General features: G+C 27.6%; 16 protein-coding genes. 10 read left to right on the top strand and 6 right to left on the bottom strand.

The annotated features are described in order from the left end of the window. The first annotated feature begins 16 nt into the window (after positions 1-16). The 6 genes from AMRN_RS12595 to AMRN_RS12570 all read left to right on the top strand — a co-directional run bounded on the left by AMRN_RS12595 (position 17) and on the right by AMRN_RS12570 (position 5,135). Positions 17-445 carry a hypothetical protein gene (locus AMRN_RS12595; RefSeq protein WP_099310706.1) on the top strand — a complete coding sequence of 143 codons (429 nt, stop codon included), beginning with the start codon at positions 17-19 and terminating at the stop codon, positions 443-445. Beyond that, complete coding sequence (locus AMRN_RS12590; protein ID WP_099310705.1) at positions 435-1,151, top strand: flagellar basal body L-ring protein FlgH; 717 nt, start codon at positions 435-437, stop codon at positions 1,149-1,151. The genes AMRN_RS12595 and AMRN_RS12590 overlap by 11 nt, the downstream gene beginning before the upstream one ends. A gap of 58 nt (positions 1,152-1,209) precedes the next feature. Beyond that, positions 1,210-3,060: a FlgK family flagellar hook-associated protein gene (locus AMRN_RS12585; RefSeq protein WP_099310704.1), complete on the top strand. Its 1,851-nt coding sequence runs from the start codon at positions 1,210-1,212 to the stop codon at positions 3,058-3,060. A gap of 12 nt (positions 3,061-3,072) precedes the next feature. After that, complete coding sequence (fliD, locus tag AMRN_RS12580; protein ID WP_099310703.1) at positions 3,073-4,434, top strand: flagellar filament capping protein FliD; 1,362 nt, start codon at positions 3,073-3,075, stop codon at positions 4,432-4,434. A gap of 96 nt (positions 4,435-4,530) precedes the next feature. After that, positions 4,531-4,887 (top strand): flagellar export chaperone FliS, encoded by a 357-nt coding sequence (gene fliS, locus AMRN_RS12575; RefSeq protein ID WP_099310702.1) that lies wholly within the window; start codon positions 4,531-4,533, stop codon positions 4,885-4,887. Continuing rightward, positions 4,863-5,135: a hypothetical protein gene (locus tag AMRN_RS12570; RefSeq protein ID WP_099310701.1), complete on the top strand. Its 273-nt coding sequence runs from the start codon at positions 4,863-4,865 to the stop codon at positions 5,133-5,135. The genes fliS and AMRN_RS12570 overlap by 25 nt, the downstream gene beginning before the upstream one ends. Here the strand turns inward: AMRN_RS12570 and tilS are convergent. Both tilS and rimO read right to left on the bottom strand, forming a co-directional pair. Continuing rightward, positions 5,122-6,111 (bottom strand): tRNA lysidine(34) synthetase TilS, encoded by a 990-nt coding sequence (gene tilS, locus AMRN_RS12565; protein WP_099310700.1) that lies wholly within the window; start codon positions 6,109-6,111, stop codon positions 5,122-5,124. The two genes, AMRN_RS12570 and tilS, sit on opposite strands and share 14 nt — an antisense overlap. Further along, positions 6,102-7,445 carry a 30S ribosomal protein S12 methylthiotransferase RimO gene (rimO, locus tag AMRN_RS12560; protein WP_099310699.1) on the bottom strand — a complete coding sequence of 448 codons (1,344 nt, stop codon included), beginning with the start codon at positions 7,443-7,445 and terminating at the stop codon, positions 6,102-6,104. Before rimO ends, tilS begins: the two co-directional genes overlap by 10 nt. Positions 7,446-7,678: 233 nt before the next feature. Between rimO and AMRN_RS12555 the strand changes: the two genes are divergently transcribed. Both AMRN_RS12555 and AMRN_RS12550 read left to right on the top strand, forming a co-directional pair. Then, positions 7,679-8,113, top strand: coding sequence for an META domain-containing protein (locus AMRN_RS12555; protein ID WP_165772836.1), 435 nt, complete (start codon positions 7,679-7,681; stop codon positions 8,111-8,113). A 51-nt stretch (positions 8,114-8,164) separates the two neighbouring features. Continuing rightward, positions 8,165-8,566 (top strand): response regulator, encoded by a 402-nt coding sequence (locus AMRN_RS12550; RefSeq protein WP_099310697.1) that lies wholly within the window; start codon positions 8,165-8,167, stop codon positions 8,564-8,566. Between the two features lie 92 nt (positions 8,567-8,658). Here the strand turns inward: AMRN_RS12550 and panC are convergent, their stop codons facing one another. After that, complete coding sequence (panC, locus tag AMRN_RS12545; protein ID WP_099310696.1) at positions 8,659-9,477, bottom strand: pantoate--beta-alanine ligase; 819 nt, start codon at positions 9,475-9,477, stop codon at positions 8,659-8,661. Positions 9,478-9,487: 10 nt separating this feature from the next. Beyond that, complete coding sequence (locus AMRN_RS12540) at positions 9,488-10,447, bottom strand: ABC transporter permease (RefSeq protein ID WP_099310695.1); 960 nt, start codon at positions 10,445-10,447, stop codon at positions 9,488-9,490. A 30-nt stretch (positions 10,448-10,477) separates the two neighbouring features. Here AMRN_RS12540 and acpS point away from each other — a divergent pair, with 30 nt between their 5' ends. Together acpS and AMRN_RS14405 are read left to right on the top strand one after the other, a co-directional pair. Next, the gene (gene acpS, locus AMRN_RS12535; protein WP_099310694.1) at positions 10,478-10,828 is read left to right on the top strand and encodes a holo-ACP synthase; all 351 of its coding nucleotides are present in this window, start codon (positions 10,478-10,480) and stop codon (positions 10,826-10,828) included. After that, positions 10,800-11,936: an HD domain-containing phosphohydrolase gene (locus AMRN_RS14405; RefSeq protein ID WP_196777495.1), complete on the top strand. Its 1,137-nt coding sequence runs from the start codon at positions 10,800-10,802 to the stop codon at positions 11,934-11,936. The genes acpS and AMRN_RS14405 overlap by 29 nt, the downstream gene beginning before the upstream one ends. 1 nt (position 11,937) lies before the next feature. Here AMRN_RS14405 and ruvX read toward each other — a convergent pair whose 3' ends face one another. Both ruvX and AMRN_RS12520 read right to left on the bottom strand, forming a co-directional pair. Beyond that, on the bottom strand, positions 11,938-12,315 hold the full coding sequence (ruvX, locus tag AMRN_RS12525; RefSeq protein ID WP_079577680.1) for a Holliday junction resolvase RuvX: 378 nt from the start codon (positions 12,313-12,315) through the stop codon (positions 11,938-11,940). After that, a complete protein-coding gene (locus tag AMRN_RS12520; RefSeq protein ID WP_099310693.1) occupies positions 12,312-13,223 on the bottom strand; it encodes a methylenetetrahydrofolate reductase in 912 nt (303 codons plus the stop codon). The genes ruvX and AMRN_RS12520 overlap by 4 nt, the downstream gene beginning before the upstream one ends. Positions 13,224-13,229 lie beyond the last annotated feature (6 nt).

The raw sequence follows: 13,229 nt of genomic DNA, 5'->3' as shown, positions 1-13,229 counted from the left end.
AATTAAAGGTATTAAGATGATTATTGCAGTAAAAAGAGCTTCAAAAAAAAGAATGATTATAAAGATTATTTCTATTATTGCAGTAATAATTATGTTTATTGCTTACTATTTTCATTTAAGTGAAAAATTCGCAAAAGAAGAAAAACAAATAGAATTAGCACAAATTCAAAATGACAAAAAACTTGAAGAAAAAAGAAGAAAAGCAAAAATAGAAAAAATCATTTATAGAGAAGTAGAAAGTGCAGTTGATTTAATAGGCCAACTAAATGTAAGAAATGTAAAAATTATTTCAAATAAAATATTAATTGTTTGTGATCCAAATACAAATATTGATGCATTAGTAGTAAGATATGGTACTTTAGCTTTAGTAAAAAGAACTATTGAAGATATAAAAATAGCAATTGATTTAAAATATATAGTTGAGAGTAAGTTTAATGAAGAATAATTATAAAAATGTAATTCTTATAAGTTTAGTATTAGTTTTATTTAGTGCTTGTGTTACTACTGAAGAAAAATTAGACTTTACAAAACCAAAAATGCAAATTCCAAAACCTACGAAAGTTATTGAGAAGAAAAAAGGTTCTTTATATACGAGAAAAGGTCCTTCTTTATTTGCAGATAAAAAAGATTTACAAATTGGTGATATTATTCAAGTTAGAATTGATGAATCATTAACTTCTGATACAAATAATAAAAGAGAATTAACAAGAACAGATGAAACAAATCTTGGTGGTGGACTTTTGACTCCAATGGGTGGAAACACATTAGGAGGAACTGTTGATAAGTATGCAAATAAATTTAATAAAGTTGCAGGAGTTAATTTTAATACACAAAGTAATAGTTCAAATGAGGGTGAAGTTAAAACTACTTTAGATGAGTCTTTTTCAACTACAGTTTCAGTAATAATAGAACAAACATATCAAAATGGTAACTATTTTATAAAAGGTAATAAGCAACTATTAATTGATGGACAAAGACAAGAATTAATAATCACAGGAGTAATTAGACCTTATGATATTACACCTGAAAACTCTGTATTATCCTCGCAAGTTGCAAACTTAAAAATCTTATATAAAAAAGATGGGGCAGAAAAAGATGCGTTGAAAACACCATGGGGAACAAAGTTATTAAGAAAGATTTGGCCTTTTTAAACTAGTTTTAAGAAATGTAATGTGATAATTGGTAAAGTTATCGTAAAAAGGAGTATTTATGCTAAATTCATTGAATGTTGCCCAATCTGGCCTATATGCCTCTAAAGTGGCTGTTGAAAACGTTTCTAATAATATAGCTAACGAAAATACTCCTGGATATAAGAAAAGAGTAATTGATCAAAGAGAGCTAGAACATTCAGATTCAAGATTTTATGGTCGTGGAGTAGAAGCAAGTTCTGCTTATAGAATTACATCTATTTATATGTCTCAAAACTTAATACGAGAGACAACAAGAGAAAACTATTTTATACAAAAATCAGAAATGCTTGGTAATATTGAAACAGCATTTAAAGAGACAGAAGATAGTGGATTATCTAAAGATATAAATAGATACTTGCAAGCAGTTGAAAATCTAAGAACAAGTCCAACATCAGAAATATATAAATCTGACTTAATTACACATGGTAGTTTGCTAGTTGAAAATATGCAAACAATTTATGGAGATATAGAAAAAGCAGAAGAACTTACAAAAGCATCAATGCAAGAAAACATTGATAAAGTAAATGGGATTCTAAAAGAGATTGGAAAAATCAATCAGCAATTAGGTAAAAGCCAAATGGCTTCAAATGATTTACTTGATAGAAGAGATCAATTAGAATTACAATTATCAAAATATGTAGATATAAGTTCAGAAGAGTTTGCTGGAACTTATACTTTAAAAATTGGTGATATTGTAGCAATTGGTAATAATACAATTATTAGAGATATTACTGTTGAAGATACTTATTCTCCACAAGTTGATAGATTTCTAAAAGATGATGGTAAAACTAGTTCAATTTTAGATGGTGTTACATTTGATAATGATGATACTATTACTTATAAACTAAATAATGAAAATGAAGTATCAATTAAATTTGGTGAAGCAATTGATACAGATGGTGATGGTAATCCTGATTTTACTGTTGATGAAACTAACTATGTAAGAGGTTTAGTTAGCAAGATAAACAATGACCCAGAGTTATCAAAAACTGTTGTTGCTTATAATGGTACATATAGTGAAAAACCAGATGGTTCTAAAGTTACAAAGGATACACAAGATAACTTTTTATTAATAGAAGCTGCAAATCCTGGTGAAAAAGGTAAGTTTGAGGGAAGATTAACTGTAACTGAGCAAACAGATATAAATGATCCTACTAGTGTAACTTCAAAAAATACTGTATTTAGAGATGAATATCAAAGTAAAGATGGTGAAAATAGTGTACAGATTTTTGCATTTGATGCACCAATAGAGTTAAGATCTGGAATTTTAAAAGCACAAAGTGAAAATTTAACAACAAGTTCTCCTTCAAATAAATTTACAATTTATAAAGATAAATTAGATGCATTAGCACAAACTTTAAGTGACATAACTAGTAAGTTTGTAAAAACAGGTGATACTACATATATTGAAGGTGGAATATCAACTGATAGATATACAGGCAATCAAGATGATATTGTTGATATCAATCTTTTTTCTGGATCAAGTGTTAATACATTGAAATTTAATTCAAAAGAAGTAAATAATCTTGACCAAACAAAGTTAGATTATTTGGCTACTTTACAATGGAAAACAAATATCTCTTTTGAAGGAAAAGGACAAGATACTCCTGGATTAGAAGCTACATCTATTTCTGAGTATTTTCAAGAAGTTAGAATTAATGTGTCTTCTGATAAAGAAACAAGTGATTTTTTACTTAAAACTCAAAAATCTGTTAAACAATCAGTTGAGAGTAGTTACGACAACTTAGTAAAAGTAGATAAAGATGAAGAGATGTTGAACTTAATAAAGTTTAAATCTGCTTATACAGCAAATGCTAAAATAGTTACAGTAGTTGATGAAATGTTACAAACTATTTTAGGATTAAGATAGAAGGAGTTTATTATGGCTGAGGGAATTTTAGGACTAGGAAGTGGACAAGGTGCTTCGTTAAATCAAGAGTTAATTGATAAGTTAAAATCAGCAGAAAGAAAAGCTCAAGTAGAACCAATTGAAAAAAGTTTAGAAACTTGGGATTTAGAAAAAGAGAAGTTTGGAGAAATTCAAACAAAATTAAATGAATTACTTGAAGCTGTAAAACCTTTTGACTTATTTGTTAGTACAGGAACAGATGCTTTTGAACAAAAGATGGCTTCGACATCTGGTGATTCAGTGATTTTTGATGCACCTGATGCATCTAAACTTAATAATGGTGTTACAACAGTTAATGTTACACAATTAGCACAAAAAGATGTTTTTCAATCTAATAATGTTACAGAAGCTATAAAAGATGCAGCAATAAGTGCAGGTGATCTAGAGATTACTGTAGGGGGCGTTACAAGCACTTTTGATACAACAGATAAAACTTATGATGAACTTGCTGCAGAAATTAGCAAAAAAGAGGGAATGACTGCCTCTGTTGAGCAAGTAGGAAGTGATTCTTATAGATTGGTAATTAAAAGTGGTGATACAGGACTTGAGAACTCTTTGAGTATAACAGGTGATGCAAGTGCAGTTTTAGGATACACAACTGATGGTACAGTTGAAAATGCAGCAAATCATATATTAGAAGCAAAAAATATGAAAGCAACTGTTGATGGAATTGATTATGAAACAGCAACAAATAACTTATCAGTTGATGGTGGGCTAAAAATTACTGCTTTAAAACTTGGAGAATCATCAATTAATGTAAATGATGATACAGCACAAATTAATACGCAAATAACAGATTTTGTTGCAAAGTATAATGAGTTTGTAACAATGATAGATGATGAACTTGCAAACCAAGATACTCCAATTTCAGATAAATCTGCTTTAAGAGCTCTTCAAACAGGAATTAAAGATAAGATTTTTGGGACATATGGAACTGGTGATGATAAATCACTTTTTAATTATGGTTTTGAAGTTGATAAAGAAGGAAGACTAGCTGTAGATACAGCAAAATTTCAAGATGCAATTGATAATGACTTTGAGGGATTAAGAGAGTTATTTATTGGTAAAGCAGAAGCTAAAGGCTTAGGAACTCAATTAAAAGAGTATTTAACTGATTCAACACTATCAACGGGATTAGTTGGAAGATATGATACTTATCTTACAGATAGAAAAGAAACTTTAACAGAAGATAAAGATAAAGCAGTTAAAAGCTTGGATAGCAAATATAATCAATTAGCATTACAATTTGCTGAGTATGGTGCAATTATAAATCAAATGGAAGCTTCTTTTGCAGGACTAAAGCAAATGATACTTCAATCTACATCTCAAAATTAATAGGTAAAAATTTTACCTATTAATTATTCATAACTTCTTTTAAGTTAATATATAATATACTAAAATATCAAAGAACTAGACTTTTGGAGTTACTTAATGGGAATTGAAGCATACCAACAACAAAGTGCTATATCAGATGATCCTTATGTATTAATACTTAAACTTTATGAGGGATTATTAAAATATTTATCTTTTGTAAGAAGTGCAATGGAAAATGAAGATATAGAACAAAAATTTACATACATAAATAAATCAATAGCAATTTTTGATGAGTTAAGAAATGTATTGGATTTTGATGGTGGTGACGTTGCATACTACTTAGATGGATTGTATTTATATCAAATAGAAACATTATTTTCAGCAGGGATTGATGATAATGTTAATTCTGTAAACCAGGTTATGAAAGTAACTCAAGGTTTGATTGACGCATGGAAAGACGAGACTGGTCTTTAAAAGCCTTAAGTGAGTTAGTTTATATTGACTCACTTGATTCTTATGATAAAGCTCAAGCTTTAGTAAGATGGAACAAGGATTATTTAACTTCTTATAAAATTACTGACTTTGATTTGCCACTGGAAGATTTAGAAAAACTTTCAGAACTTTTTTTTAAAAATATAGATTTTTTAAAAGAGTATAGAAAAGAGACACAAGATGAATTAAAACAGACTCAAAAGTTAAAAGAGTTCGCTAAGAATAAATAGTTTTAACAATCTCTTTTTCATCTATTTTTCTATTAAAAATATAGGCTCTTGCTAATTTTGGTATTTTGTTTATTCTACAAAATTCTTTAAATTTCTTATTCATAGTTTTTATAACATATGGACAAATCCAAATAAACTCATCACTAATACATACTGAAACTTGATTTGATATTACTGTTTGTTGTTGTTTTAATATCTCATCTCTTTGAGCCTTTGATAGTAAAAAACCCTCTTTTTTTAAGTGCTTATCAATTACTTTAATATTTAGATTTTCATCATGTAAGTTTTTAAAAATAGTAAGACTTTTCTCTTTAAATATAGGAGTATAATTTATATTTAAAGATTTTAAATCTTTTTGTAAAAAATCAAAGCTTTTTGAGACACCATTTTCAAACTCACTTAAAAATCTATTTGAAAATTCGTGTCTAAAGTAGTTTCTTCTATATTTATCTTCAAAGTTTGATTTATCGACAAAGTATTTGATACTATTTTCTTTTAAAAACTCTTCAAGTTTTTGTTTTGAAGTATGAAGAAGTGGTCTTATAATCTTGTAGTTTTCTTTATCTATATACTCTTGTAATCCAAGAAGCTCTACTAAACCAGCTCCTTTTGAAAGTTGCATTAAGAACCATTCTAATTTATCATTTAGTTGATGTGCAGTAATTAGATTATCATAGTCGTTTTCCGTGATAATTTCTTCAAAGAAGTTGTATCTTATATCCCTTGCATTTTTTTCAATATTGCTTCCTGTTAATGTAACTTCTTTTATGAATATTTGTTTATCATATTTTTTTGCTAAACTCTTTGCATACTCTAATTCTTCTTTTGATTCTTCTCTTAAGTTATAGTTCACAATTGCAATATCAAACTTTATTTCATCTTTTAGTAAAAGAAAAAACAAAGCAGTAGAGTCAACACCAGCTGAAAATGCTAGTAAATTTTTCTTTGATGTTAACTCAGATAAATTTAATTGCATTTTTCTACTACTGTTGCTAGAATTTTATCACCTGCAAGTTGTGTTGCTTTAACTTTATAAATTTTTCCAAACTCTATTTGTTCTTCTAGCTCGTTGTCATTTATGAATACTTCTCCATCAATATCAGGAGCCCAAATTGTTTTTCTTGCACTTAATAGATATTCGTGCTCATCACTTTCTCCATCTACATAAACTTCAAACTCTTTTCCTATTTCCTTTTCAAGGGAGTCAAAAGTTGTATTTGTGATAATCTCTCCTAACTCTTGTGCTCTTGAATCAATAAGATCTTGTTCGATCTTTTCATTGCTTTTGCAAGCTGTTGTTCCCTCTTCATCTGAATAAGAAAATACATTTGCTCTATCAAACTTAAACTCTTCAACATAATCACAAAGCTCTTGAAAATCTTCTTGTGTTTCTCCTGGGTGACCTGCTATAAAAGTTGTTCTTACAAAAGAGTTTGGCTTTGATTTCATATGAGACATAAGTTCTCTTAATTTCTCAACACCTTTTCCTCTTTTCATAATCTTTAGCATAGAAGCACTGATATGTTGTAAAGGCATATCAAAGTAGTTTACAAATATTTTTGAATCTGCAATTTTGTCAATTAACTCTAATGATGTAGTTGATGGATATAAATATAATATTCTAGCTGTTTTTACACCCTTGATTTTTTCAATTTCATTAATTAGTGAAATAAGTCCATCTTTATAACCTAAGTCTCTTAGAAATGATGAAGAGTCTTGAGATACAAAAGAAAAATCAATATAGCCTTTGTTTACCAAAGATTTTACTTCTTTTACAAGTGATTCTAAAGTTCTTGAGTGAAGTTTCCCTTTAAAGCTAGGAATTGCACAGAATGAACAAGATTGGTTGCAACCCTCACTTAGCTTTACATAAGCGTGATAGTTTGAACCTGTAATTACTCTTTCATTAGTATCATTTACTAAAAACACTTCATCTTTAAAGTTTGATTGTTTTTGTTGTACTAGCTCATCAATTCTATCATAATCTCCAACACCTGTAAAAACATCAATTTCTGGTAACTCTTTTTGTAAATCCTCTTTATATCTTTCACTTAAACAACCAGCCATTACTAAAACTGAATCTTTTTTTCTTTGTTCATGAAGATTTAAAATTGTGTTTATACTCTCTTCTTTTGCACTATCAATAAATCCACATGTATTTACAATAATAACATCAGCTTTATCATTGTCATTTGTTAATTTGTATTGATTTAATTTTCCAAGCATAACCTCTGAATCAACAAGGTTTTTAGTACAGCCTAAACTTACTAAGTGTAAAGTTTTTGTAGGTTTTGTTTCGCTAAATTTCATTATTTTTTATCTTTGTTTAATTTTTTGCGAATTCTAGCATAATCTTAATTTTTTGTAAATATTAATCATCAAGTTGTTTATACTGTTTTTTAGTACATTTAGATAAAATAGAGATATTAAGAGTTAAAAGCTTTAATTTTTAAATCAAATTATTTCATAATGAAAGGATAAATCCTACTCCTTAAGGTAAATAATATATAATACACTTTCAAAATAAATTAAAAGGAGTGATTTTGAAAAATAAAATTGTTTTTTCATTATTTTTCATTGTAACTGTTTTTTTTACAGCTTGTAGTAATATAACTATTCAAAATGAATCTATAAAAGCAAATGTTTCATTTACAAATACATATTTTAAAGCTTTAATTTTAAATGATAAAAAAGTAGTGGTTTTCAATAAAGAACCACATATAAAGTTTCAAGAAAATGGAAAAGTTGTTGGATCTTTAGGTTGCAATAATTTTTTTGGAAGCTATAAAAAAGAAAAAAATACAATAAGTTTTCAAGCAATAGCTAGTACTAAGATGATGTGTCCAAATATCAAGACAGAAGATGCTTTTTCTAAAGTACTTCAAAATGTAAAAACATATGAAATAAAAGGTGAGTTTATGAGTTTTTTTGATAAAAACAAAAAAGAAATAGCGAAATTTAAAGCAGTATACTTTTAAAAGTATAGCTTATATTCACCCAAGAAAATGATAAAAACAGGAGGATAAAAAATGAGTAGAGCGAATTTAAAAATTTTATATGTAGATGATAGTACAACTATATTAGATATGTTATCTAGTTCGTTAATTGAATTAGGTTATCTTGATACAAAATCAGCAGAAGATGGAATAGAAGCTTTAGCTCTTTGTGAAGATGAAGAGTTTGATTTAATTATTACAGATATTAATATGCCAAATATGAATGGCTTTGAGTTTATTGAAAACCTAAGAAATAAATATAATTATATGAGTACACCTATTTTAGTTTTAACAACTGAGAGCAGTGATGAAATGAAAGAAAAGGGTTATCAAGTTGGGGCAACATCATGGATGGTAAAACCTTTTACCACAACTCTTTTAGATGCTTCTATTGAAAAGACAATTGAAAAAACTGAGCAACTAGATAGCTATTAGAAAGTTTTTTCTATAAATACAATTTCTATTTCATTGTCATTTTTGATAGGAAAATTTAAAGTGGTGTACTTTAAAAGTACACCTAAAAAGTATTAAATCCAAATATTATCAAGTAATCTTGTATTCCCAAATCTTGCAACTACTAATATTATTGTATTTTTTAATTCAATTTCTTCACTTTGAATAAAATCTCTATTTACAATTGCTATATATTCCACATCTAAATCTTTCATTATTTCATACATTTTAGCTTTTAAAACTTTTGATTTTCTTTCTTTTTTTCCTACTAGTGATGCAGCTTGATATAAAGATTTTGAAATTAAAAGTGCATCTTTTCTTTGTTTTTCATTTAAATATATATTTCTAGAACTAAGCGCTAAACCATCTTTTTCTCTTACAATCTCACATGGAACAATATTAATATCCAAAAATAGATTTTTAACCATTTGTTGAATAAGTGTTAATTGTTGGGCATCTTTTTTGCCAAAGTATGCATTTGTAGGTTTTGTAAGGTTAAATAGTTTTAATACTACTTGTAAAACACCATCAAAGTGACCTGGTCTAGTTTTACCTTCTAAAACATAGCTTTTACTTGGAGCTTTTATTAAGACTTCATCTTCTTCATACATTGTTGATATTTCAGGCATGAAAATATAATCAACTTTGCAAATTTCACAAATTTTTTTATCTGCTTCATCTTTTTTTGGATATTTATCTAAATCTTCTCCTGGTAAAAACTGAGTTGGATTTACAAAAATAGATACTATTACTATATCATTTTCTTCTCTTGCTTTTTTTATAAGTGAGATATGCCCATCATGCAATGCTCCCATTGTTGGTACAAGTCCTACACTTGCAGTTATATTTTTTCGTATATTTCTTAATTGTTCAATAGTTGTTAAAATTTCCAATTCTTTTTCCTTATTCATTATTATAATTTGGATTTAGTTTTAAAAGAACTAAATCAGCTAAAATATTTCCTAATAGCGTTAAAAATGCACCAATAATAAGTATTCCCATAATTACAGGATAGTCATGTGCAAGTGCACTTTTGTAAAATAAAAGTCCCATTCCATCAATAGAAAAAATTGATTCTAAAATAACACTTCCTCCAATAATTGCTGGAAGTGAAAGTCCTAGAAGTGTTATTACTGGTGGATACAGATTTGGTAAAATATAGTATCTTAAAAGTTGTTTTTTACTTAAACCTCTTGCTTTTGCAAAAAAAATATAATCAGATTTTAATATTTCAATTACAAGAGATCTTACATAAAGTGTTAAGCTTCCAATTCCTGCAAATACTATTACAAATATAGGCATGATTAAATGCCAAAGAAAATCTAAGTAGTAATTTAAGCTTCCATCATTTGCAACTGAATGTAATCCTGCTATTGGAAAAAGTTCTAAGTTTACAGAAAATACCAAGATTAAAATAAGTGCTAAATAAAAAGATGGCATAGAAAAACTCAATAGTGAAAGTTGTGTTGTAAACTTATCAAAGAGCTTTGATTTGCTAAAAGCTGCTTTTATTCCAAGATAAAGTGATAAAACAAAAATAAGAACCATTGAACTTATATTTAAAATAAGTGTAATTGGTAATCTTGTAATAATTTCATTTTTTACCATTGTTCCACTTGCAAAAGATATTCCAAAATCTAGTTGCAAAATAGCACTTAACCAAGAAAAATATTGTAAATATAAAGGTTTATCTAGACCATAAACAGCTTTTAGTTGCTCTATTGATTCTTTTGTTATATTAGGATTTAGCTCTCCACTTGCAAAAAATGAGTTTGGAGCTAAATTTATAGCAAAAAAAGATATAAGGCTTATAATAATAAGCATAACAATTAGGTATAATAGTTTTTTAAATACAATATTCATAAAAGTATTATACAAAAGATAGGTTTAATTATGATAGGAATTGATGTAGCTTCTATAAATAGAATAAAAAAAATGCATGATAGGTTTGGAATAAAAGCTTATGAAAAGTTTTTAAGTGATAAAGAAATTTTATTAGTTAAAAAAGTTGAAACTGCTGCTGGATTTTGGGCTGCAAAAGAGGCTGCTAGTAAAGCTTTGGGAACTGGTATTGGAAAAGAGTGTTCTTTTCATGATATAAAAATAAAAAAAAGTAAATTAGGTGCTCCAAAATTAAAATATAAAAAACATATAAGAAAGAAATTTAAAATAAAAAAATCTTACCTTTCTATAACTCATGATGAAGGATTTGCAATTGCAGTTGTTAACAACATTAAAAAATAGTTTAAAAGCATATAATTCTAATCGTATTTGTAATATGAGTACAACTGAGAGTTATTTAAGAATTCTCGTAGGAGTTGTATTATTTATTTTATCTTTAATAAATAATTGGAATGGGATACTTATATTTTCTGTTATTTTTGCATATACAGGAGTTATTAGATATTGTACTTTTTATAGAGTTTTTAATTTAAACAAAAAGATTGTTTTAGAATCTCTTTATTTAAAATATCTTCCAAAATATAATCCAAATCCTATTTTGATGTTAGATAAAATTGGGAATATTGTTTTTAGAAACAATCCTGCAAAAAAAGAGCTTGGTTTAGATGATTTATTAAAATTTTTCAAAGATGAACCTATAACAATAATAAAAGAAAATAAATCAGTTGATATAAAATATAAAACTGAAACTGGGAAGTATTTTTTAATTAATCTTCAAGGTGTTTCTAAAATAAATTATATTTTAGCTTATGCTACAGATATCACAGAAGTTGTAAAAGCAGAAGAAGAGATTATAAATACCCAAAAAGATATTGTGTATACTATGGGAGCTATTGGAGAAACAAGAAGTAACGAAACAGGAAATCATGTAAAAAGAGTTGCTTTATATTCTGAGATTTTAGCTTTGAAATATGGTTTAAGTAAAGAAGAAGCAGAGCTTTTAAAACTTGCTAGTCCCATGCATGATATAGGAAAAGTGGGTATTAAAGATGAGATTTTAAATAAACCTGGAAAATTAACACCTAAAGAGTTTTCAATTATGAAAACGCACTCAAAGCTGGGATTTAATATGCTTAAAAATTCAGATAAAAAAATACTCAAAACCGCTGCAATCGTTGCTTATGAACATCATGAAAAATGGGATGGTACAGGTTATCCTAGAAAATTAAAAGGTAAAGATATTCATATTTATGGAAGAATTACCGCAGTTGCAGATGTATTTGATGCATTAGGAAGTAAACGAGTATATAAAGATGCTTGGTCTTTAGATGAGATATTTAAGTTATTTAAAGAACAAAGGGGCAAACATTTTGACCCTTTATTAGTCGATATCTTTTTTGAAAATTTTGATGAATTTGATGAAATTAGAAAAAAATATATAGATAAATAAGTTATTTATTCAAATATCTTTCTAATATGATTTTTGCTGCAAGGGAGTCTACTCTTCCATCTCTTTTGTATTTTATTTGACCTTTCATCATATCCTCAGCTTCAATTGAGCTCATATTCTCTTCACAATACTCAATAGGAATATCAATATCAAGAAGAGTTACAAAGTGCTTTATTCTTCTTTGCATTTCTTCACTTGCGCTTGGAAAACCTACAATTAACTTATCTATCTCCCACTCTTTTAAAAAAGCTTTCACTTCATTTGCTGCTTGATTTCTGTTTTTTCTTAAAATGGCATTTTGTGGTGTCACAATATCAGAAGCAATATTAATTGCAACACCAATTCTTTTTAGCCCAATATCAATACTTGCTAGTTTCAAGCTAAAATCTCATCTGCTAAATCAAATTTGTTTGCAGTCATTAAATGAATTTTTGGATGAAGTTTTTTAATCTCGTAAAAAAGATCTTTACTTAATTGCATACCTACTTTATACTCTTCTTCTTCAGATATTTGATTTGCAAGTTCAAGTTTATCAACCCAATCTTGTGGAACATGAATTCCTGGAACTTGCGCAGATAAAAATAGTGCAGTTCTTAGTTTTGTTATTGGGAAAATTCCAAAAATTAGTTGTGCTTTTTTCTTATTGCCAACTACATCTTCTTTTGCATTTTCAAAAATTTCTAAAAGTTTTTTTGCATTGTTTACATCAAATACAGGTTGAGTGATTATTCCCATAGCTCCATTTTGTATTTTGTTGTGCATCTTTTTTTCTAAAGATGTAAAGCTTCTTGCATATGAGTTAGTAACTGCAAATGGATATATTTGTTTTGGTTCAATTTTAAAAGGTCTTCCTGCAATATCCATGCCATAATTGAAAGATTTAATCATTTTTAAAAGCATTGAAGAGTTTGATTCAAATACTCCTTTTGAGTGTGGTTGATCACTCATTTTAGCAGGATCACCTGTTAAGGCTAAAATAGCTCTTACATCAAACTCATTTGCACCTAATAAATCAGATTGAAGTGCAATTTTATTTCTATCTCTCATACTCATTGTTGCAATTACAGGTTTTTTAAACTCTTGTTGTAATCTTAAACTTGCAAAAAGTGCATTGTATTTTAATTTTGCAAGTGGATTGTCTGTTGCAGAAAATCCATCAACTCTATTTTGAAGATCAAATTTTTTAACTTTTTCTATAATATTGTGCATAATTGGTTCATGCTGAGGTGTTGTTTCTAGGGTTAAATACTTGTCTTCTTGTAACTTTTGAATAAGTGTTTCAAACATTAAAAA

Source organism: Malaciobacter marinus (assembly GCF_003544855.1).
Classification (GTDB): domain Bacteria; phylum Campylobacterota; class Campylobacteria; order Campylobacterales; family Arcobacteraceae; genus Malaciobacter; species Malaciobacter marinus.
The sequence above is the reverse complement of the archived record's forward strand: the minus strand, read 5'-3'. Positions and strand labels throughout refer to the sequence as shown.

Bases quoted from the DNA above. Each gene is read 5' to 3' on its own strand.
- AMRN_RS12595 (WP_099310706.1), top strand. From the start codon at position 17: ATGATTATTGCAGTAAAAAGAGCTTCAAAAAAAAGAATGATTATAAAG.
- AMRN_RS12590 (WP_099310705.1), top strand. From the start codon at position 435: ATGAAGAATAATTATAAAAATGTAATTCTTATAAGTTTAGTATTAGTT.
- AMRN_RS12585 (WP_099310704.1), top strand. From the start codon at position 1,210: ATGCTAAATTCATTGAATGTTGCCCAATCTGGCCTATATGCCTCTAAA.
- fliD (WP_099310703.1), top strand. From the start codon at position 3,073: ATGGCTGAGGGAATTTTAGGACTAGGAAGTGGACAAGGTGCTTCGTTA.
- fliS (WP_099310702.1), top strand. From the start codon at position 4,531: ATGGGAATTGAAGCATACCAACAACAAAGTGCTATATCAGATGATCCT.
- AMRN_RS12570 (WP_099310701.1), top strand. From the start codon at position 4,863: ATGGAAAGACGAGACTGGTCTTTAAAAGCCTTAAGTGAGTTAGTTTAT.
- tilS (WP_099310700.1), bottom strand. From the start codon at position 6,111: ATGCAATTAAATTTATCTGAGTTAACATCAAAGAAAAATTTACTAGCA.
- rimO (WP_099310699.1), bottom strand. From the start codon at position 7,445: ATGAAATTTAGCGAAACAAAACCTACAAAAACTTTACACTTAGTAAGT.
- AMRN_RS12550 (WP_099310697.1), top strand. From the start codon at position 8,165: ATGAGTAGAGCGAATTTAAAAATTTTATATGTAGATGATAGTACAACT.
- AMRN_RS12540 (WP_099310695.1), bottom strand. From the start codon at position 10,447: ATGAATATTGTATTTAAAAAACTATTATACCTAATTGTTATGCTTATT.
- acpS (WP_099310694.1), top strand. From the start codon at position 10,478: ATGATAGGAATTGATGTAGCTTCTATAAATAGAATAAAAAAAATGCAT.
- AMRN_RS12520 (WP_099310693.1), bottom strand. From the start codon at position 13,223: ATGTTTGAAACACTTATTCAAAAGTTACAAGAAGACAAGTATTTAACC.